Source organism: Pedobacter ghigonis, from assembly GCF_903166585.1.
In the GTDB taxonomy this organism is placed as follows: domain Bacteria; phylum Bacteroidota; class Bacteroidia; order Sphingobacteriales; family Sphingobacteriaceae; genus Pedobacter; species Pedobacter ghigonis.
In genome coordinates this window covers 46568-67692 of sequence record NZ_CAESCM010000010.1, presented here as the reverse complement: position 1 = coordinate 67692, position 21125 = coordinate 46568, and the positions used below count along the sequence as shown (strand labels likewise).

The following is a 21125-nucleotide window of genomic DNA, read 5'->3' as shown; positions in this document are numbered from 1 at the left end:
CATGGCTTTAGATAAAAAAAGCGGTTACCGTAAAAACTTTTCACTGGGGGTAACCTTTATTGTACTCATTTCAATCCTCTTTATCTTATCACTTTTCCTGGCTTTTAACTACAGTAAAAAATCGATAGAAAATGATTTTGTTTCTGAGAAAGTAAACGTACTGGAGCAGAGCATTAAGCCCTATAACGATTTCTTTCAGAACAAAATGCCCGAAATATCTTATTATAGCGGCTATTTAGATTCTTCTACTGCTTCGAAGTTTGTAGATACGGTAGTGTTAAAGTACCCGTTTATTTCGCGCGTTACTTTTTACGATACCGAGGTAAAAGTAGCGCCGGTAAGAGATGGTATCAACGCCAACTATCTGGGTATTGGTCCGAAATCCATTTATCAGTTTGGAAAAGGAATCAGCCCCGATTCGGTAAAAGTTTACTCGGAAGAAGATCCCACCTCTTTTAACGTTGGCGATGATTTTAATGCCATGGCTTATAAACTGGCTACTTTTGTAGATCGGTTAGATACCGCTGCCGTACCTACACAGGAAGAACTTTTTACCAATTTTTCGGTGGTTAATTCGAGTGAGAATAAAATTACCTACCTGAATATTCCGCGTCGCGAGGACCTGAAAGTATACAAGGAGATGATGAAGCGTAAGTTAAATCCTTCTCCGGTTTACCAGCAGGATGTATTGGTTTTTAAGCTCGATGCACATCATATCAAAATTGTAAATACACGGCCTTTGCTTTATCAGCACATCAGCATTGTGCCGCTTACTTACGATCCAATTGACAATTCGGAAGAAAATATGAATACTGAGATTGCACTACCTGGTGCATTTTCTGATTTTAAACTGTACTTTGTTTCGTCTAAATCTTACATCAAAAAGGAGATTTTTATTTATTTTATGCCAATTGCCCTGGTGCTTTTACTGGTGTATGGCGTACTGTTGCTGGTTGCTTTTTTAATTTACCGTAACCTGAACATCAACAGCAAAATGTTTAAGTTGCAGTACGATTTTGTGAATAACCTTACACACGAATTTAAAACACCGGTTAGTGTGATTAAGATTGCGGGTAACAACATTAAAAGCGCTCAGGCATTGAGCCAGCGGGAACAACAGTTGTATGGTAAAATACTGGATGAAGAAGCAGACAAGCTTAACGGTTTAATGAACAAGCTGCTGGCTTTTACCCAGATTGAGAATAAGGCAATAAAATTAAACCAGGAGGAAGTTAATATTGTCGATTTTATTGAAAGCACCATAGAGTCGCACACACTTAAACATCCCGATTTTAAGATCACCTACGAAGTGGTAGGCTTTAAAACCTTTATAACCGATCCGGTGTTGTTAGGGAGTTTGTTCGATAACCTGGCCGAGAATGCCTATAAATATTCTAAGCCCGATCAGAAGAAACTCCATATTAGTGCCAAGTTGATTAAAGGCGTGCTGGTTTTCAGGTTTGCGGATAAAGGGATTGGAATAGCAGCATCAGAATTAAACAATATATTTAAGAAATTTTTCCGCATCCAGAACGAATATAACCAAATGGGTAGTGTAGGCCTGGGTTTGGCATTTTGCAAAGAACTGGTTAACTTTATGGAGGGAGAAATCTCTGTTAAAAGTAAAGTAGGCAGTGGTACAGAATTTAAAATCGTGCTGCCTTTTAATAGTTAGAGAAGGTTGGAAGTTTAAAGGTTGGAATGTTAGAACGTTGATTTAACCATCAAACATTACAGCGTTGCAACATTAAAACGAGGTTGAAAAGTTTAAAGGTTGGAATGTTAAAACGTTGGGTTTAACCTTCAAACATTACAGCGTTTCAACATTAAAGAAAGCGGTTGGAAAGTTTAAAGGTTGGAATGTTGGAACTTTGGGTTTAACCTTCAGACATTACAGCGTTTCAACATTAAAACAACAGATAAAACAATAAATAAAGTTAAAGGTAGTAGCGCCGAAACATTTCAACGTGGTAGCCTTTCAACATACAATGTAAACACATATATAAATGTCTAAAGAAGTAAAAATATTAATCGTAGAAGATGATGAAAATCTTCGCTTTCTTGTAGCCCACCGCTTAAAGGCCGAGGGATATACTGTGCTAGAGGCAAATGATGGCGATGCAGGTGAAAGGATGATTTTGGCTGATCAGCCTGATATTGTTTTATTGGACTGGATGATGCCGGGTAAACAAGGAGCCGAAGTTTGCGAGCATGTCCGTAAACAGGGTTTCGAAAACCTGATCATTATGATGACTGCCAAAGCGCAGGATGTAGACAAGATTGATGCCTATAATTTTGGTGCATCTGATTACATTACCAAACCTTTTAACATGGATGTTTTGGTAGCCATGCTGGAGAGTAAGGTGAAATTTATTGTGAATAAAGATACCGCCGAAATTCACCGTTTTGGTAATATGGAACATCACCCGAATATCCACACCTTGTTTAGGGATGGAAAGAAAATTGAGTTAACCATATTGGAGAACCGTATTTTATTGTACTTCTTGCGTAATCCGGGTAAGGTAATTAACCGCGATGAGCTGATGCTGGTAGTTTGGGGTTATAACTCTGATGTTAATACCAGAACGCTTGATATGCACATTGTGCGCCTGCGTAAGAAAATAGAATTAAATCCCGATAATCCGCAGTTATTACAAACCGTAAGGGGAGTAGGTTACCGGTTTAACGCGGGATAGGAGTAATTATTGAATGAGAGAATGATTGAATGAATGGATTGGCTTTTGCTCAAAACATTCATTCAATCATTCAATCATTTTTAACTACGCTCGTTTCAACGTAAAAATTGTAATCTCAGGTAGTATTCCAACTCTGCCCGGATACCCTAAAAAGCCATAACCTACGTTAACGTAAAGTTGCTGGTGTTGTTCCTGGTATAAGCCTGCCCATTCTTTATAAATGTATTGTATAGGGCTCCATTGAATTTCTTTAAACCTTAAGCCAAACTGCATGCCGTGCGTATGACCACTAAACATGGCATCAATTTGCGGATATTTTTGCAACACCTCGCCGCGCCAGTGAGAAGGATCGTGGCTCAGTAATAGTTTTACAGGTAAGTCGTCGGTGTTTTTAACTGCGAGTTCCATTTTACCATATTTCGGGAAACGACCCATGCCCCAGTTTTCGACCCCTAAAATTCCGATTTCTTCGCCATCAACCTTTAACCTGCGGTTATCGTTCATCAGCAGGTCGTAACCCATAATTTTGTGCACATCAACCATATCTTTCAGGTTTTTTACCTTAGCTGGCGATGATTCCTTGCCAAAAAAATAGTCGCCATAATCGTGGTTCCCGAGCGATGAATAAACGCCCAGTGGTGCTTTTACTTTCGAGAAAATATCCTGGTAATCGCGTACTTCGTTGGTGAGGTTGTTTACCAAATCGCCTGTGAAAAAGATGAAATCGGGTTTCTCGCCCAGCAGCATTTCTACACCGCCTTTTACAGCAGTTTTATTATAGAAACTTCCCGAGTGGATATCTGAAATCTGCCCCAGGGTAATGCCGTCGAAAGCTTTTGGCAGGTTAGGCAATACTAAATTCACCCTTCTTACCTGATAATCGTATGCACCGGAAATAATGCCCCAGCTTAAAGAAGTTAAGGGAACTGCGGCGGTAACCAGTCCGGCTTTAACCAAAAACGCCGAACGCGAAATTTTATCGTCTTCGTGAGTGCTTGTAGCTGTTACAGGTGCAGCTGTGGTTGTTTTTTTTCTGCTTAGCTTAATCCATAACCTGCGCAAATCATCGAGCACGAGGAAGGGCAGCATGGCCAGTTTGCAGGCTACTGTTAAAAAGAAAGAAACCAGAATGATTGCACGTAGGGTTAGAAACAAATTGAGGTAAATGCCACAAAAAACGCCAAAAATCAATAAGGCGCTATAGCCCCAGTATGCAATGGCAAATACTTTTTTAGTGTTGGGTTTCCATTTGTTAAAAACAGATGTAATGGCTTTGAAACAATAAATATCAAAAGCGATAATAAAAATGCAGGCGGCAATGATAAAAGGTAATCTTCCCATTTCTGGTGAGTTGAGTAATTTATTAAACAAAAAGGCAGGTATTTCGCCTGCCTAAATTAAAGAAATTATAATGTTTTATTATCTGAAATCGTCTTCATCTTCTTCCTCATCAAATTCGGCATTAAATAAACTGCCAAACATATCGCTAAAGCCAAAGCCACCGGTTAAGTAATTTTTACTCAGCTGAGAGTATTCGGCTAAGCCATGCAATACAAACTCCATTAACAACAAGGTTTGGTTTTCGCTTAACTTGGGATGGAATTTTTTAACCGTATCGTATAAGCCGGGCACCAGCATCAATGCTTTTTTGTATTGAACACTGGTTAAAAGATCTGTTAAATCTACATTATTGCCTTCAGTAAACCATTCGGTTATTTCGGTATAAGGATTGGCTGTTTTGCTTTTTTTAGCTTTTTCAGGGTCAGGGAAATAACGTGCAAATAAAGTTTTAACTGCTTTGCCGATTAAGGTAGTGGCTACATGTGCCGGTCCTTCCAGTTCGCCTTCGTACACCAGCTCTATTTTACCGGTTATGGCCGGGATAATACCCGCTAAATCTGATAAACGCACAAAAGCATTTTTTTCGCCCGAGATCAGCATCCTTCTTTCGGCGGTACTGATTAAATTTTCATAAGCCGAAATGGTTAACCTGGCCGATACGCCCGATTTCTGGTCGATGTACTCACTTTTACGAGCCTCGAAAGCAATTTGCTCAATTAAATCTTTTAGCAAACCATCGGCTTCGATACTGGCTTTTTGTTCTGTAGTTAATTTGGCTTCCTGGAAAGTAATTTTGCGCGAAATTTCGATGCTTTTTGGGTAGTGGGTTAAAATCTGACTTTCTATCCTGTCTTTCAATGGGGTAACAATGCTTCCACGGTTGGTGTAATCTTCAGGGTTTGCAGTAAATACAAACTGGATATCTAAAGGCAAACGCAATTTAAAACCGCGAATCTGAATATCTTTTTCCTGCAGCATGTTAAATAAGGCTACCTGGATACGTGCCTGTAAATCGGGCAGTTCGTTGATTACGAAAATGCTGCGGTGTGCGCGCGGAATTAAGCCAAAGTGGATAACTCTTTCATCATTGTAGGTTAGTTTCAGCGTGGCTGCTTTTATAGGGTCAATATCGCCAATTAAATCGGCTACGGTAACATCAGGTGTAGCCAGCTTTTCGGTATAACGTTCGCTGCGGTGTAACCAGGCAATTTCTGTGGCATCACCTTTGGTGGCAATTTCATTTTTTGCATACCATGAAATCGGGTTCAGCGGATCGTCGAAAATTTCGCTTCCGGCTACGTAGGGTACATACTCATCCAATAAATTAACCATTAAACGGGCAATGCGTGTTTTGGCTTGCCCACGTAAGCCCAGAAGTAAAATATTGTGGCGCGATAGAATGGCCGTCTGTAACTCGGGGATTACCGTTTCATCATAACCAATAATACCTTCAAATTCGGTTTTCTTATCACGGAGAACTTTAATCAGGTTTTCCCTTAATTCTTCCTTAACGCTTCTTGATTTATAAGTGGTAGCCTTTAACTGGCCTAATGTAGTATTTTGCATTTTTTGGTTTAAATGGGTCTAAGGTTCAGTGTTTAAGGTATAAGGTTTGTAAAGTGAACAAACAACTTCCATAAATCTATCCCTTTTTAATGTTTTTATGGTTGATTAGGTAGCATTGGCGATGGGTTTTATTTTAAACCCTCTGCCTTAATACCTTCTACCTTATTTAACTGTTTTTCTTCTGTTTTTAATGTAATCTTCAAAAATGTATTCGCCTAAGCCATTTAATGAGCTGTAAAAAGCCCGGCCGCCGTTTATTTCGGTAAATTGGCGTACAAACTGCTGCAGGTAAGGATCTTTGGCAATCATAAAAGTCGTAATCGGGATCCTTAAGCGCTTGCACTGCGCGGCCATGTTTAACGTTTTGTTAATTACTTTGCGGTCCAGTCCCATGCTATTTTTGTAATACTTGCCATTTTCTTTCAAACAGGTAGGTTTACCATCGGTAATCATGAAAATCTGTTTGTTGTGTGTTTTCCTTCTGCGGAGCAAATCTGCCGCAAGTTCTAATCCGGCATAGGTATTGGTATGGTAGGGACCAACTTGTAAATAAGGTAAATCTTTTACGGTTATGGGCCAGGCATCATTACCAAAAACCACAATGTCCAAAGTATCTTTAGGATATTTCGTTTTAATAAGTTCGGCCAGGGCCATGGCTACTTTTTTTGCAGGGGTAATCCGGTCTTCGCCGTACAAAATCATCGAGTGCGAAATATCAATCATCAGTACAGTAGAAGTTAAGGTTTTGAAATCTTTTTCTTCTACCTCCAGATCGCGGTCGGTGAGGGTAAAATCATTAATGCCATGGTTAATTTGTGCATTTTGAATAGAAGCAGTCATATCGATCTGATCTAAGCTGTCGCCAAAATTATATTCTCGTCTGTCGGCATTTTTTTCTTCGCCAATGCCCGATTGGTTACTGTTGTGGTTGCCCCGGCCACTTTTTTTCAGTTTCCCGAAAATTTCATCAAGGGCCGATTTGCGAATAGTTTGTTCGGTTTTGGCGGTAATTTTAAATTCTCCCGATTGGTTGTCTTCGGTGAGATAGCCTTTATCTTTTAAATCATCTATAAAATTACCGATACCATAATCGTTATTGGTAAGCTTATATTGCTTATCAAGTTCATTTAACCAGCTTAGGGCCTCGGCTGCATCACCTGCTGTATAATTCAGCAGTTCGCTAAATAATTTTAGCAATTCATCAAAGCCACCTTTGGGCGTATCGCCGGGCTTGTAATCAGAAAAACGAAAACCTCTCATGTGCTTTTATAAACGGATTATCGAAGATAAAAGTTTCGCTTTGTATTAATTTAAGCGGGGTGTCATATTTGAGTGGAGCTGAAAGACCAAAGCGGAAAGACCAAAGCAGAAAGCAGTTGCATTTGTAATGCACATAACGGAAATAACATACAGCTATAAAATCGCTTTTCTCATTCATCCTCGTTACAAACGAGAACGATGGTATAGGCAGACCTTATAGGTTTTGAAACCTATAAGGTCTTAAAAAAATTAAAGCGCCATGTGGTAAATCTTTTTATTGTAATCGGGGTTGGCTCCAACCTGCGAAGCAACGAAAGCCCCAACTTTACAGGCATTATCCAGGGTAGTTTCCATGGGGTAGCCTTGCAGGTAACAGGCAATAAAGGTAGCCAGAAAAGCATCGCCTGCACCAACGGTATCGGCAACCTGTACTTTGTATCCCGGGTGTTTAAACAGCTTTCCGTCTTTTAAAATACAGGCTCCATTGTTGCCCAGCGTTAGGCAGATGATATCGATATTAAATTGGCGTGCAAGTTGTTTCAGCAGTTGTTCGTCGGTATTACCGGTTAAGCCGAAAGTATTTTTTACCCAAACAATTTCATCCTCGTTTATTTTTAAAATATTGGCATGGTTTAAAAGATCGCCAATTAAAGCTTTTTCGTAAAAGGGGCTTCTCAGGTTGATATCGAAAATTTTTGTTTTAGCATTTTCCAGTAAGCCTATAATGGCTTTTTTAGAGCGTTCATCGCGACAGGTTAAACTGCAATATACCAGCGCATCGGCCTGTTTTACTGCTGCAATATTTTCGTCGGTTAGCTGGATATCATCCCAGGCAACAGGTTGTTTGATGGTGTAGGTGGCTTGGTGGTTGGCATCGAGCTGTACCACAACGGTACTGGTAGGTAATTCGGTATTTACCTGAATCAGGTTTGTTGCAAAATGATTGCTGTTTAAAAAATCCAGTAATTCGCGGCCATTATCGTCGTTACCAACTGCGCTGATAAAACTGCTCGTTATATTTTGTTTATGCAGGTTAAGCGCAACATTCATACTCGAACCGCCGGCTTTCTTCCCCTCTGGAAAAACATCCCAAAGTATTTCGCCAATTGTAATTACTTTATTTTGCATAGGTGATTTTATAAAATGTAAAGAAACAATTTTTAGCGGTGGAACAAAATAATTTGTTTCCTATCTTTAAGTTTTACCCAATTATCCTAAAACATGAAAAAAATACTTCTTGCTTTACTGCTGTTAATTTCGTTCGGAAGCTTTGCCCAAAATGCAAAAGATAAGCAGGCTATACTTAATTTACTGGAGAAACAACGTACCGATTGGAATAAAGGCGATGTAGAAGCCTTTATGGAAGGCTACGAAAAGTCTGACAGCTTGCTATTTGTAGGTAAAAGCGGACCAACATACGGCTGGCAAAAAACGCTCGATAATTACAAAAAGGGCTATCCAGATAAATCAGCCATGGGGTATTTGGTGTTCGGCATTAAAAAAGTTGATTTTTTAAAATCTGATTTGGCTTTTGTATTGGGCAGCTGGAATGTGAAACGTGAAAAAGATGAGCTGAAAGGCTATTTTACACTACTTATTAAAAAGATAAAAGGGGAGTGGAAGGTTGTTGCAGATCATAGCAGTTAAAGGATGGATGATGGGAGATGGATGATGGAAAATGGAAGAGGGAATTGATGTGATTTAATTGAGGGCGATAAAATCGCCCTTCCCGCCTTTTCCCGTTGCAAACGGGGACGATGGTTGTTTATTCCCCCAATTTAAAATCTTTATAATAGAAATCATTGTCGGCATCTGTTAACTGGCGGATAACCCTGCAGGGATTGCCTGCTGCAAAAACATTATCGGGGATATCTCTGGTAACAATACTGCCTGAGCCAATTACCACATTCGAACCAATTTTTACTCCCGGATTAATTACCACATTGCCACCAATCCAAACGCTGTTGCCAATGGCAATTTCCTGCGCCCATTCGTACTCCTGATCACGCAGGTGTGCGTGTATGGGGTGACCGGCAGTATAAATGGCTACGTTTGGTGCTATAAACACATTGTTGCCAATACTAACTTTTGCACAATCTAAAATTACCAGGTTAAAGTTGGCGTAAAAGTTATCGCCAATTTCGATGTTGTAACCATAATCGCAACGGAAAGGAGGTTCTACATAAAACATCTTTTCGGTTTTGCCGAATAACCTTTTTAGCAGCTCTTTGCGCTGTTTGATGAATTTAGGAGCAAGGTTGTTAAATTCGAAAACAATTTCCCTGGCTTTTAATCTTTCTTTTGCCAGTTCCGCATCGCCTGCCTGATAGGCCTTTCCAGCCAGCATTTTTTGTTTTTCGGTAAGTATATTGTTTTCCATCTGATTCTGAATGATAATGAAGTTTTGAACGCAATAATAACAAAAACGGGGCTGTCGTAAACGATGCCCCGCTGTATTTTAATTATCAGTACTTTATGGTCTGCCTTTGGCTAAAGCCCTTTCGGCAATTTTAACTGCCTTTTTCTCTCTCCAATGAGCGTATTTTTCTTTGAAAGTCATTTTAATTAAGCTATCTATTGCTCCGTGGGTAAACAAGCTCCAAACGCTGGCCACTTTACGGCTAATCGATTGGTCCCAGGCGCGTAAACTTAAAGAGAACGATCCGTCAACATATTTCATCCAGTGCCACATGCCCGTTGGCATAAACAAAGTATCGCCATGTTCTAAGAAAACTTCGTATCCTTCAACGCCATTTAAAGCAGGGAATTTTTTGAAATCAGGGTTGGCAACATCATAATCTTCGAGTGCATAAGTGGCGTTTGGCAGGCAATATAACCTGTCTTTCCACTTGTAATCGAATAGGATAATGTGCTTTCTGCCTCCAAAATGCGTATGGAAAATATGTGGTAAATCGATATCGTAGTGCAGGAATGTTACCGAATTTGAACCCCCAAAAAACATAGCAGGCATGCTTTCAATAAAGCCACCCATTAAATCTTTAGGGATTTTAATATCGTTAATCAGGCTTGGCACTTTTTTAAACAGGTTGAAAAAGAAAATTCTCAACTCGGTTGGCTCACGCTTAATTAGATCAAGGTAATCGCCAAATTTCATGTGTGCAGTAGCTGCGTTAATCGGTTTCGATGGGTCAGCTTTAGAGTTATCGTAAAGCGGAACTTCCAGGTCGCCGCCAATTTCTTTTAAATATTCAGTTGTCCATTTTTCTCTAGCAGGCCAGTCTTTAGTAAGGCCCCTGATTACTAACGGACGTTTAGTTTTCAGGTAATTTTTCTTAAAATCTTCGGGAGTAATGCTCTCAACGATGTCAACAGGTTTTAAAATGAAACTCATGCGCTTAAAATCGGTTATTTGTGCCGAACAACAAATGTGTAAATTTTATTTTAGAAAATTGATGTCCGCAAGTAAATGTGACTAAAATCACGTAATCTAAATTAGTAAATAGTTAACAATTTAATAACTAAGCTTCCACTTTCTGTTTAACTATTTCGGTATAGGCTGCATTCCAGAGATCGATTCTTTTCTGCAGGGCTTGTTTGGTTGTAGTTTCTGCCTGTTCCCAAAAAGCTTCGTCTTTTTCGCATAACTTCTCGGTCATAGATAGGGCTAAATGGCTGTGGTGGTCGCCATCTACTTCGATATGACGTTCCAGATAGTATTTAAAAATGGAAACCTGGTCGGGCTGGGAGCTGTTCAAATCGTTAACCATGCTAAAAAACATGTTCGGAATCAGGTCTTCGCGACCGAAGGTAAAACTTGCAGCCTGCAAATGTGTTTGACCACTGTTTATGGTTTCGAATGTTGCATTAACGAAATCTCGTGCTGCCAAAGGTACTTCGGCAATTTCGAAAGCTTCGTCAAAACTTTTACCGTTTTGCAATGCACTTATAAATGTGTTTATAGGTTTAGTATCGGCACCACATTGTTCCATGGCATCTAAATAAAGCTCGAAATGACTTTTGATCTTGCCATCTGCATCTACATCCGATTCTTCGCCGGCTACAATTTCATTAATCAACTGCCTCGTAACCGGATCGCCAACGGGAAACCAGGGTAAGGTTGTACAAGTTAAATTAATCTGTAAAGCTTTAAGCAGCGACATAAAATCCCACACTGCAAAAATATGGTGCTCCATAAAAATCTGCAGCTCTTCGAGCTCGCTTATGGCGGTGTACACTTTATGGTTAATTATTTCCTGTCTTAAAGGCTCAATTTTTTCTTGTATTTTTATAATATTTGGATGCATATCTGAATGGGGGCTCCGGAGTTTTGAGTATAAACTCCATCATCCTGTTTTAATCGTTTATTGTTATTCTTTTTACTCTGTTTAAAGCCCGCAAATTTACGCTGTAAGGTTAAGTTATACAAGCTTTTGCTGTAGTCAGCTGGCATTTTTTGACTGTACCCAGTCATTTATAAGCCATAATTTTCAAGCATTAGTGGTATGCTAATTAAACATGCCTTGCTTATTCTCGAAACCAGATTTGAATAAAAAAACGCTCTTACTATTGGGCAAGAACGTTAATTTTGAAATCACACGGAACGTGAGCATGTTAATAAGGATATCTTTCGATTTAAACGATATACGTTAAACAGTGTGTAATGGTTTTTTATAACAAAAACGATCTGAACGTAGCCAGATCGTTTAATGTAGGTCATAAGGATTTATAAATACTATTTAGGCATTAAAACGGTATCAACTACGTGTATAACGCCATTTTTTTGATAAACATCGGCAATGGTTACTGTGCTCATACCGCCTTTTTCGTCTTTTAGAACCAGTTTTTTACCATCCATCCAGGCCCAAAGTTTGCCACCCTGAACTGTTGTTAGCTCTGCTTTGCCACCACCTGCTTTAATTGCTTTTGCAATGGCTTTGCTATCCATTTTACCTGCAACAACATGGTAAGTTAAGATGCCGGTAAGTGTTGCTTTGTTTTCTGGTTTTACCAAAGTTTCTACCGTGCCGGCAGGAAGTTTTTCAAAAGCTTCATTTGTTGGTGCAAAAACAGTAAAAGGGCCAGCGCTTTTTAAAGTCTCTACCAGGCCAGCCGCTTTAACCGCCGCAACCAAAGTGGTGTGGTCTTTAGAATTCACTGCATTATCTACGATATCTTTAGTAGGGTACATTGCTGCTCCGCCAACCATCGGATTTTTTTGAGCGTAAACTTGTGTTGTAAAAGCTATCATGATAACAGCAAATACGGATAAGATTAAGTTTTTCATTATTTCTATTTTTTAAGTTTCTGTTGTTTGATTCCATGTACGATGGTTTACAGATACTTGGTTTTTAGAAATGAAAATAAAAGTTTAATTGATTGATTTTTAGTTATTTAATTTATTGTTTTTAGGATTGGAATGCTGTTGGGAAAACTCCGGACGTTTAAAACTTACAGAGCTTATGGTATCTTTTTTAAATCAGAAACTAACCTAAAAGCTTATCCTTAATTTACTTTGGCTGTCCTTATTTTTTTTGAAAAAAACTTAGGAAAAAAACGTTTTAACAGCACGGCTTTGGTTTCTTTACCACCTATATAAACTTCTTCTTTTTTATTGCGTACGGCTTCTGTAATTTGTTTGGCACAATCAACAGGGCTCATCGCATTTTCGTGCGCATCGCCCATTTTATTTAAGGGTTGTCCATCAGCAGTAAGCGCATTGTAAGTAACCTGCGTTTTTATAAAGCCAGGGCAGATAATCGTAATATCGATGTTCTGATCATAAACTTCCGACCGGAGCGAATCGAAATAGCCATGAAGTGCGTGTTTGGAAGCGGCGTATGTAGAACGGAATTTTGTGCCAAATTTGCCAACCAAACTGCTTATTACTACAATTTGTCCGCCGCCGTTGGCGATCATCAATGGTAAAACCGCCTTGCTTAGTACAACAGTTCCCCAAAAATTGGTATTCATAATCTGCTGTTCAGTTTGCAGGTTGGTTTCCAGCGCTAAACTCCGCTGACTCACGCCACCACTATTAATCAGTAAATCAATCTTTCCAAAAATGCGAATGGCATCGGCAGCTTTACTTTCCAAAGTTTCGGTTTCGCTTAAATCGAATGGTAAAACATGCATGTTAAACGAGTTTTGGCAGTTTCCTTTAACGCGGAAAAGTTCATCGCGGTTTCTTCCTGAAATAATCAGTTTATTGCCAGCTTTAAAATATTCGTAAACCAGGGCTTCGCCAATACCGGATGATGCGCCTGTGATCCATACAATTTTCGACATATATTTTTAATTAATGATCAAGTTATTGGATTAGAGATTGATTTACTGGTTGATAGGGTAATGTTTAGCATTCAATCATTCGAAATCTGGTCATTCTATCCTTAATTTTCTACTATAAATAACTCCGAAGCAATATGGTCGGCAAAGAGCTTTCCTGTTTCGGTTAAACGAATTTTTGCGCCATCTCTTACCAGCCAGTCCTTGTCGTCGAAATTTTTAAGGTTGTATTGGGTTTCTTCTAAAAAATCTTTCCCAAAATCGGTGCTTATTTTTTCGAGGTCTGTTCCCCACATGGTTCGTAACGAGGTCATCATGTACTCATTAAACCTATCGTTCAGGCTCAGCTCTTCTATAATTTCCGGTAGTTTGTTATCGGCCAGGGTTGCTATAAACAAAGCGTTGTTTGCAGGGTTCATGTAGCGGTTCTGTCCGTCAAAACCATGTGCCGAAGGCCCAATGCCAATATAATCAACACCTCTCCAATAATTGGTGTTGTGCACCGCATAGTGGCCGGGTTTGGCAAAATTAGAAATTTCGTAATGTTCAAATCCGGCTTTAACCAGTTTTTCCATTAAAATCACAAATTGGGAGGCACTTTGGTTATCGCTAACGGGAGCCTGCTTTTTGTTTTTAATGGCGTGTGCCAAAGCTGTTCTCGGCTCAACGGTTAAAGCATAGGCTGAAATATGAGGCACTTCCAATTCGATGGCTTTTTGGATGTTACTCAACCACTTTTGATCGGTCAGTAAAGGATATCCATAAATCAGATCGAGCGTTAGGTTTTCGAATCCTGCATCCTGGCTTCTCCTGATACAATCTTCAGCTTCCATGGCTTTGTGTGCACGGTTCATCCAAATCAGGTCTTCATCAAAAAATGATTGTATGCCTACGCTAAAGCGGTTAACAGGCAGCTGTTTTAGTTCTTTCAGCTTCTGGCTGGTTAAATCATCAGGGTTGGTTTCGATGGTGATTTCTGCACCAGCATCAACCGAAAAGGTATGGTTAATGGTGTCAAAAATCTTTTGCAGTGCCTGTTGTGATAGGATGGAAGGCGTTCCACCACCCAGATAAATGCTGCCTACCTGTCCGCTAATCCGATCCTTTTTCATTTTAATTTCCTTACAAATCGCTTCAACCATTTCATCGGCATACTTTAATGAAGTGCTAAAATGAAAGTCGCAATAGTGACAGGCCTTTTTACAAAAGGGAATATGAATATAAATACCAGACATTGCTGCAAAGATACAGCATATTCTAAATCCATTTATTTTCTTTAGGTAAACAATGATTATTCGACTACTTTTGCATTTTTAAGTTTTGATTTACAGCATGCCGAGATTCATTTTCATTTTGTTCGTGTTTTTATGTTCTGCAAATTTTCTTGCAGCGCAGCAAATTCCTGTGCAAACAGATAGCACCGCTGTAATTCCGGTTCAGTACAAGCGATACCGGCCCGATTCGGCTACATTGGCCAGGCAGCGCTTTGTAACCGATTCTGTTATGCGTCATACCTGGGTATTGGCTGATAGTCAGATTAATAAAAACGCGCTGACAGATACCATCGAAAAGGAATATCTTTTTCCAAAGCTGGATTTACTGGCCTGGCAAAAAAAATACCAGCACCTTAAGAAAAAGGCAAACCCATACCAGCTGGGTACCAAAATACCTAAAGGAAACCTGGGCTTGTTGGGCTTTATTTTTGGCATGCTCATTATTTTTGCCATTTTAAAAAATGCATTTTATAAGCAGTTATCGGCTATTGTACAATCGTTTTTTAGCAACAGGATTTTAAATAATATCAACAAGGAAGATAACCTGTTTAGTTCCTGGCCTTTTTTGCTGCTTTTTGTGCAGTTTGGCTTTGTATTTGGTATGTTCTTTTTTCTGGTAGCCCAGTGGAACGATATGTACCAGGCTAAAGATGGCTTTAAATTTTTCTTTAGCATATCCATAACGATTATTGTTTTTTATGCATTGAAACTGGTTATTCTGCGTTTTTTAGGCTATCTGTTTAACGTACAAAAACCTGTGGGCGAATATATCTCTATTTTATACCTCAGTTATTTCAATGCTTCGCTGCTATTTATCCCCCTTGTAATTGCATTTGCACTCACTCCGCTTAAATACGGCGAAGTGTATATTGGGTTGGCATTCTTACTGTTAGGCATCATTTTTGCATTTCAACTGTTAAGGGCGGGCATAACGATACTTTCTAACAATAAGTTTTCTAGAATGCATTTAATTTTGTACTTTTGCGCCCTCGAAATATGTCCTATCCTAATACTAATTAAAACGATAGGGCTGTAGCAGGAAAAAGGAAAATGCAAGAAAAGAACGACTCTAGAATCCGCAAAGTAAAAAGTATTTTGGTTACTTTACCAAAACCTGAAACTGAAAAATCTCCTTATTACGATTTGGCTAAAAAGCACAACCTAAAAGTCGATTTTAGGTCATTCATCCATGTTGAAGGCGTACCTGCCAGAGACTTTAGGAAGGATAAAGTTAACCTGGCCGATTTCACCGCGGTAATTTTTACCAGCCGCAATGCAGCAGATCATTTTTTCAGGATATGTGAAGAAATGCGTTACGAAGTACCGGCAGAATTGAAATATTTCTGTCTGTCTGAAACCATTGCACTCTATCTTCAAAAGTATATCCAGTACAGAAAACGTAAGATCTTTTTTGGCAAGCAAACTGCAGCTGATTTGGCTGAAGTGCTTAAGAAACACGCAAACGAGAAGTTTTTATACCCTTGTTCTGATGTGGCTACTGAGGATACCATGAAGTTTTTGGAGAAAAGCGGCTATAACTTTACCCCTGCTGTTTTGTTTAGAACAGTGGTAAGTGATTTGTCTGACCTTGCAGAGGTGTTTTACGACGTTATCGCCTTTTTCAGCCCGTCAAGTATTCAGTCGTTGTTTAAAAATTTCCCCGATTTTAAGCAGAATAATACCCGGATTGCAGCCTTTGGTACCAACACCAGTAAGGCCTGTACCGATATGGATCTTATTGTAGATATTGCTGCACCAACTCCAGGTGTTCCATCTATGACTATGGCTATTGAGAACTATATCAAAATATCTAATAAATAATACGTTTAATAATTTATTTTAAGTCAGTACAATAAATGCGTAACTTTGCTGTTATTAAGAGAGTTACGCATTTTTTGTGCAATAAAGATTAGGTGCGGGTAAACTGTTAGTCTAACTTTAATTGCCTTTGCGCAATGATTTAATGTAAAATATTTGCTTTTGTTGATAATTTCAGTGATTTTTGATAAAATTGCTCCCTTATCGTGCTTAGCACACTATAAAAAATATGAAGAAAATTTACCTTCTAACTATTGTAGGTATATCATTAATGTTAGCGAGTTGCGGTCACGGTGGCCAGGGCGAGCTTGTTGGTGCTTATAACCGGAAATTTAAAAACGATAGAATCCCGTTAGGAATGGTATATATACCGCCAGGGCATACGCCACTGGGAGGGTCTGATGAGGATATTACGTTCTCTCAGAATGGCCCGAGCAGGATGGTAACCATCAGTGCATTCTTCATGGATCAGACCGAAATTTCGAACGCAGAATATCGTCAGTTTACCAACTGGGTACGCGATTCGATTGCCATTGCCATGATGGGCAACCCACAACAGTTTATGATGACACCAAGGGGAAATGCAGCTGCAGCCGTTGGTGGCGATAGATTTATCGACTGGAGAAAGGTTGGACCAAATGGTGCCAATATCTGGAAAAACCGGGGAAGAGGTGGAGCAGGAGCACAGGCGAGCCAGTTAGATGGTATGTACTATTCGGGCTTGGATGCACTTCCTGGTAAGAAAGAATTTGATGTGCGTAAGTTTGAGTACACCTACGCAGAGTTAAATATGGAAAAAGCTGCTTTAGGGCATAAAGATCCAAACAGCAAACGTCAGGATTATATAGACCGTTTTACCGTTGCTATTTACCCTGATACCATGGTTTGGAAAACCGACTATTCTTATTCACAGAACGACCCAATGGTTCGCGGTTATTACAATCACCCTTCCTACGATGATTATCCGGTAGTTGGCGTAAGCTGGGAGCAGGCAAAAGCTTTCTCTCACTGGAGAACCAAATTGTATGATGGCGTAGCTACAGCCCGTAAATTGCCTGTAGGATCGCGCTCTGATTACAGATTACCAGCAGAAACAGAATTTGAATATGCGGCCAGAGGCGGTAACACCAAAACCAAATACCCTTGGGGAGGTCCATATATCAGAAATACAAAAGGATGTTTACAAGCCAACTTTAAACCAGGTCGTGGCGATTACTCGAGCGATGGTGGTATTTATACTGTAGGTGTAAGATCTTATTTCCCTAACGATTACGGTCTTTATAACATGGCCGGGAACGTATCAGAGTGGACCATTACTGCATACAATAAAGGCGCTAGTCCGTTATTGCACGATTTGAACCCCAACTTTACTTACGATGCAGGTGCTACCGACAGCAAATACAAAAAACGTAAGGTAGTAAAAGGTGGTTCGTGGAAAGATACAGGTTACTTTTTACAGAATGCTGTAGCAACATACGAATATCAGGATACCCAAAGATCGTATATTGGTTTCAGATGCGTTTCATCTTACCCAGGTACCGACTTAAGACATTAAACCAAACAAACTAAAAACTAAAGAAAAACATCAGATTTATGGCAGCAAAAAAACAACCAGGCTGGTTACACGTAGCGATTTCATGGGGAGCAAGTATTGTAATTATCGGAGCGTTATTTAAGATATTACACATTGGTGGAATATTTGGTAACTATATGATCGGTATTGGTCTTGGGGTTGAATCCATTCTATTCTTCTTAACAGGTTTCTTTCCACCAGAGCCAGAACCAGCATGGGATAGAGTTTACCCGGAGTTGAGAGCTGATTTTGATGGAGAACTACCAAAAGCATCAGCCAGACCTGTTGCTGCAGTTGGTTCGTCAAACACAGCTGCTTTAGATAAAATGTTATCTGATGCTAAAATCGGTCCGGAATTAATTGAAAGCTTAGGTACCGGTTTGCGTACATTTGGCGATAAAGTGGCTACCATTTCTAATGTTGCCGATGCTTCTACAGCCACCAACGAATTTACAGCTAAAATTAAAACGGCATCAGCCGGATTCGATAACTTAAGTGCTTCTTTCGAAAAAGCTACTGCTAACTTAAAAGCCATGGGCGAGAGCAATGTAGATTCACAAGCTTATCACGATCAGGTAAATAACTTAGCCAAAAACTTATCGGCATTGAACGCGGTGTACGAACTGGAATTACAAGATTCGAGCGCGCATTTGAAATCGATGAATAAATTCTATTCGAACTTATCATTAACCATGCAAAACTTTAACGAATCGATGGAAGATTCGAAACAGTTTAAAGAAGAGGTGAACAAGTTAGCTAAAAACTTATCGTCGCTTAATGCAATTTATGGCAATATGTTATCGGCTATGAACAGCCCACGTGTATAATTTGTTTAGTTTTTAATTTTTAAAGAAAAGCTACATCAAACATGGCAGGCGGAAAAGAAACAACAAGGCAGCGGATGATCAATATCATGTATTTGGTATTGTTGGCCATGCTTGCCTTAAACGTATCAGATACCATTTTAGATGCATTCAAAAATATCAATGATAGTTTGGATACTTCTAAAAATAACGTAAATACCAGCATTAACCAGTTGTTTTCTGCTTTCGAAAATTCGAAACTGAAAGAAGAGCCAGCCCGTGCGCAGCCAATTTACGAAAAGGCTCAACAAGCTAAGGCAGCTGCTGATGAGTTAAACAACTACATTGAAGGTATTAAAAAACAGTTTACAGAGGCTGGCGATGGAATTGATCCGGAAACCGGCGACCTGGTAAATAGATCGAATCAGGATATTGCTCAAAATATCATGATCAATAAAAAAGAAGCAGATAAATTAAAGGCGAAGATTAATGCTACACGCGAGAAATTAATCTCTTTATTAGATCCGGCAGACAGAGCTGGTGTTGCTTTTTCTCTTGAAGCTAAAGATCCTGTAAGAAAAAGAAAAGGAAACTGGCAGGAAACTTACTTTGGTGAGGGAACTCCATTAACTGCTGCAATGACAATTTTAACCAAACTGCAAACAGATACTAAAAATGCTGAAGCAGAAGTAGTGAAAAAATTGTTCGGAAATATGGATAAGGCACAGGTAAACCTGGATCAGTTTGCGGCAGTTGCAGTAGCACCTACCTCTTACGTAATTCAAGGTCAGCCTTACACGGCCGAAGTATTTTTAACAGCGAGCGATTCGAGATCAACTCCGGATATTACGGTTAACGGTAGTAAATTATCAGTTAAAGAGGGTAAAGGAACTTACACCGGCGGAACAAGCAGTGTTGGCCAGTTTACCTGGGTAGGTACAATCCGCGTTCGTCAAACAGATGGACAGGTAAAAGAATACAAAACCCAGCCACAAACTTATCAGGTTGCAAAACCATCGGCATCTGTTACTTCTACCAAATTGAACGTAATTTATGCAGGTATTGCCAATCCGTTTACCGTTTCCGCAGCAGGTTTCCCGTTAGAGAGCATCAAAGCTTCTATTTCGGGCGGATCGATGTCTGGTAGCAACGGAAACTTTAATGTTAACGTACCTGGAAGCCTGGTTGGTTCGGAAGTATCTATCAATGTATCGGCCAATAATGCTGGCAAAACAGTGAGTTTAGGCTCACAAAAATTCAGGGTTAAAGGTATTCCAACTCCGGTAGCTAAAGTAGGCGGCCGTGCAGGTGGAGATGTTGCTTCTGTGCAGTTAAAAAGTGAAACCGAAATTGAAGCCGATTTGGATGATTTCCCTTTCGACGTTAAGTTTAAAATACAACGTTATAAAGTAACAATTATCAAACCACGTTCAGATGCAGTTACTATTGCCGGAAGCGGTGGCAGTTTTGCAGGTGCCGTAAAAGGTGCTATTAACTCGGTTACTCCTGGTACAAGGGTATTTTTTGAAGATATTGTTTCTATAGGTCCTGATGGCCGTCAGAAAATTTTACCTTCATTAGCATTTAGTGTTAAATAAGAAGAAGATGAAAAGGATTTTAAGTATTGCTATTTTAGTGTTGTTAACCACGTTTGCTTTTGCACAAAAAAAGCCAACCAAGTTAGCACCGAAAAAGCCTGCGCCCGTTGCGGCTGCTCCTGTAGTAGATACGGTGAAAGCTCCTGTTAAAACAGTTAAAAAGAAACTTAAGGTACCACCAAAAGATGGTTTCTATGCCCGTAAAGACATTGATAGTACCGAAATGGTGCCTTTGGCTGATGTAAGGGAAGAAGATGTGTTTTATGCAAAACGTATCTGGAGAGAAATTGATTTACGCGATACCGTTAATTCGCCATTAAGATCACCTAAATCGAGATTAATCGATGTGTTGGTATCGGCCATTAAAACCGGAGAATTAACTGCTTATTCGCCAATTGACAGTGCTTTGAATGAGGATGATGCGTTTAACAACCCTATGACTCCTGATTCGGCTGCAAAATCAGCTTTAGGAACGGCAGAGGTATCGAACAATAAAACAGGTACGGTTACTACTGTAGTGAACGATTTTAATCCAGATTTGTTCTTGAAATTCAGGATCAAGGAAGATTGGATTTTTGATACCAAACGTTCTATTTTCGAACCGCGTATTGTAGGTATAGCACCTTTAAAATTCAACGAGGTTTCTAAACAATGGCAACCTGTATTCTGGGTTTATTACACAGAAGCAAGGGAGCTTTTAACCAAGAAACGTTTAATTAACACCAATAACGATGCTTCTAATTTAAGTTTCGACGATTTCTTTATCCGTCGTTTATTTAGTAGCTACATTGTTAAAGAATCAAATCCTGGTGACAATAAAATCAGAGATATTATAACAGACCCAAGAGAAAGATTGTACGAATCTGAGCGGATTAAAAAATCGGTTCTGGATTATGAACAAGGACTTTGGGAATACTAAAAATACAAAAGGCTCTGATGAAAATCGGAGCTTT

The 21125-nt window shown here is 39.4% G+C and carries 19 protein-coding genes; 9 read left to right on the top strand and 10 right to left on the bottom strand.

Going from position 1 to position 21125, the window contains the following annotated elements:
• The first annotated feature begins 1 nt into the window (after position 1).
• Together HWV58_RS15085 and HWV58_RS15080 are read left to right on the top strand one after the other, a co-directional pair.
• Positions 2–1675 carry a sensor histidine kinase gene (locus HWV58_RS15085; RefSeq protein ID WP_175634893.1) on the top strand — a complete coding sequence of 558 codons (1674 nt, stop codon included), beginning with the start codon at positions 2–4 and terminating at the stop codon, positions 1673–1675.
• Positions 1676–2006: 331 nt separating this feature from the next.
• Positions 2007–2696, top strand: a complete 690-nt coding sequence (locus HWV58_RS15080; protein WP_124560592.1) for a response regulator transcription factor — start codon at positions 2007–2009, stop codon at positions 2694–2696.
• An 84-nt stretch (positions 2697–2780) separates the two neighbouring features.
• Here the strand turns inward: HWV58_RS15080 and HWV58_RS15075 are convergent, their stop codons facing one another.
• The 4 genes from HWV58_RS15075 to HWV58_RS15060 form a co-directional block, all read right to left on the bottom strand.
• Positions 2781–4037 (bottom strand): metallophosphoesterase, encoded by a 1257-nt coding sequence (locus HWV58_RS15075; RefSeq protein WP_175634892.1) that lies wholly within the window; start codon positions 4035–4037, stop codon positions 2781–2783.
• Positions 4038–4115: 78 nt separating this feature from the next.
• Positions 4116–5603, bottom strand: coding sequence for a sigma 54-interacting transcriptional regulator (locus tag HWV58_RS15070; RefSeq protein ID WP_175634891.1), 1488 nt, complete (start codon positions 5601–5603; stop codon positions 4116–4118).
• A 162-nt stretch (positions 5604–5765) separates the two neighbouring features.
• On the bottom strand, positions 5766–6863 hold the full coding sequence (locus HWV58_RS15065) for a vWA domain-containing protein (RefSeq protein ID WP_090765315.1): 1098 nt from the start codon (positions 6861–6863) through the stop codon (positions 5766–5768).
• A 249-nt stretch (positions 6864–7112) separates the two neighbouring features.
• Positions 7113–7991, bottom strand: coding sequence for a carbohydrate kinase family protein (locus HWV58_RS15060; RefSeq protein WP_175634890.1), 879 nt, complete (start codon positions 7989–7991; stop codon positions 7113–7115).
• 93 nt (positions 7992–8084) lie between these two features.
• Here HWV58_RS15060 and HWV58_RS15055 point away from each other — a divergent pair, with 93 nt between their 5' ends.
• Positions 8085–8510 carry a YybH family protein gene (locus tag HWV58_RS15055; RefSeq protein ID WP_175634889.1) on the top strand — a complete coding sequence of 142 codons (426 nt, stop codon included), beginning with the start codon at positions 8085–8087 and terminating at the stop codon, positions 8508–8510.
• A 118-nt stretch (positions 8511–8628) separates the two neighbouring features.
• On the opposite strand, the gene HWV58_RS15050 is transcribed toward HWV58_RS15055, so the two are convergent.
• From HWV58_RS15050 to hemW, 6 genes are all read right to left on the bottom strand, one after another.
• Complete coding sequence (locus HWV58_RS15050; protein ID WP_175634888.1) at positions 8629–9243, bottom strand: sugar O-acetyltransferase; 615 nt, start codon at positions 9241–9243, stop codon at positions 8629–8631.
• Positions 9244–9336: 93 nt separating this feature from the next.
• Entirely contained in the window at positions 9337–10215 is an 879-nt protein-coding gene (locus HWV58_RS15045) for a cupin-like domain-containing protein (RefSeq protein ID WP_039471330.1), read from the bottom strand.
• A 127-nt stretch (positions 10216–10342) separates the two neighbouring features.
• Entirely contained in the window at positions 10343–11128 is a 786-nt protein-coding gene (locus HWV58_RS15040; RefSeq protein ID WP_175634887.1) for a DUF3050 domain-containing protein, read from the bottom strand.
• A gap of 428 nt (positions 11129–11556) precedes the next feature.
• Positions 11557–12108, bottom strand: a complete 552-nt coding sequence (locus HWV58_RS15035; protein ID WP_175634886.1) for a fasciclin domain-containing protein — start codon at positions 12106–12108, stop codon at positions 11557–11559.
• A gap of 218 nt (positions 12109–12326) precedes the next feature.
• The gene (locus tag HWV58_RS15030; protein WP_175634885.1) at positions 12327–13109 is read right to left on the bottom strand and encodes an SDR family oxidoreductase; all 783 of its coding nucleotides are present in this window, start codon (positions 13107–13109) and stop codon (positions 12327–12329) included.
• Positions 13110–13210: 101 nt separating this feature from the next.
• A complete protein-coding gene (hemW, locus tag HWV58_RS15025) occupies positions 13211–14341 on the bottom strand; it encodes a radical SAM family heme chaperone HemW (protein WP_175634884.1) in 1131 nt (376 codons plus the stop codon).
• 169 nt (positions 14342–14510) lie between these two features.
• Between hemW and HWV58_RS15020 the strand changes: the two genes are divergently transcribed.
• From HWV58_RS15020 to porN, 6 genes are all read left to right on the top strand, one after another.
• A complete protein-coding gene (locus tag HWV58_RS15020) occupies positions 14511–15416 on the top strand; it encodes a DUF4271 domain-containing protein (RefSeq protein ID WP_235972738.1) in 906 nt (301 codons plus the stop codon).
• 14 nt (positions 15417–15430) lie between these two features.
• Complete coding sequence (locus tag HWV58_RS15015; RefSeq protein ID WP_039471348.1) at positions 15431–16201, top strand: uroporphyrinogen-III synthase; 771 nt, start codon at positions 15431–15433, stop codon at positions 16199–16201.
• 226 nt (positions 16202–16427) lie between these two features.
• Positions 16428–17753 carry a T9SS ring complex lipoprotein PorK/GldK gene (gene porK, locus HWV58_RS15010; RefSeq protein ID WP_175634882.1) on the top strand — a complete coding sequence of 442 codons (1326 nt, stop codon included), beginning with the start codon at positions 16428–16430 and terminating at the stop codon, positions 17751–17753.
• A 38-nt stretch (positions 17754–17791) separates the two neighbouring features.
• Complete coding sequence (porL, locus tag HWV58_RS15005; protein ID WP_175634881.1) at positions 17792–18598, top strand: type IX secretion system motor protein PorL/GldL; 807 nt, start codon at positions 17792–17794, stop codon at positions 18596–18598.
• A 41-nt stretch (positions 18599–18639) separates the two neighbouring features.
• A complete protein-coding gene (gene porM, locus HWV58_RS15000; RefSeq protein WP_175634880.1) occupies positions 18640–20172 on the top strand; it encodes a type IX secretion system motor protein PorM/GldM in 1533 nt (510 codons plus the stop codon).
• 7 nt (positions 20173–20179) lie between these two features.
• A complete protein-coding gene (gene porN, locus HWV58_RS14995) occupies positions 20180–21091 on the top strand; it encodes a type IX secretion system ring subunit PorN/GldN (protein WP_175634879.1) in 912 nt (303 codons plus the stop codon).
• Positions 21092–21125: the final 34 nt, after the last annotated feature.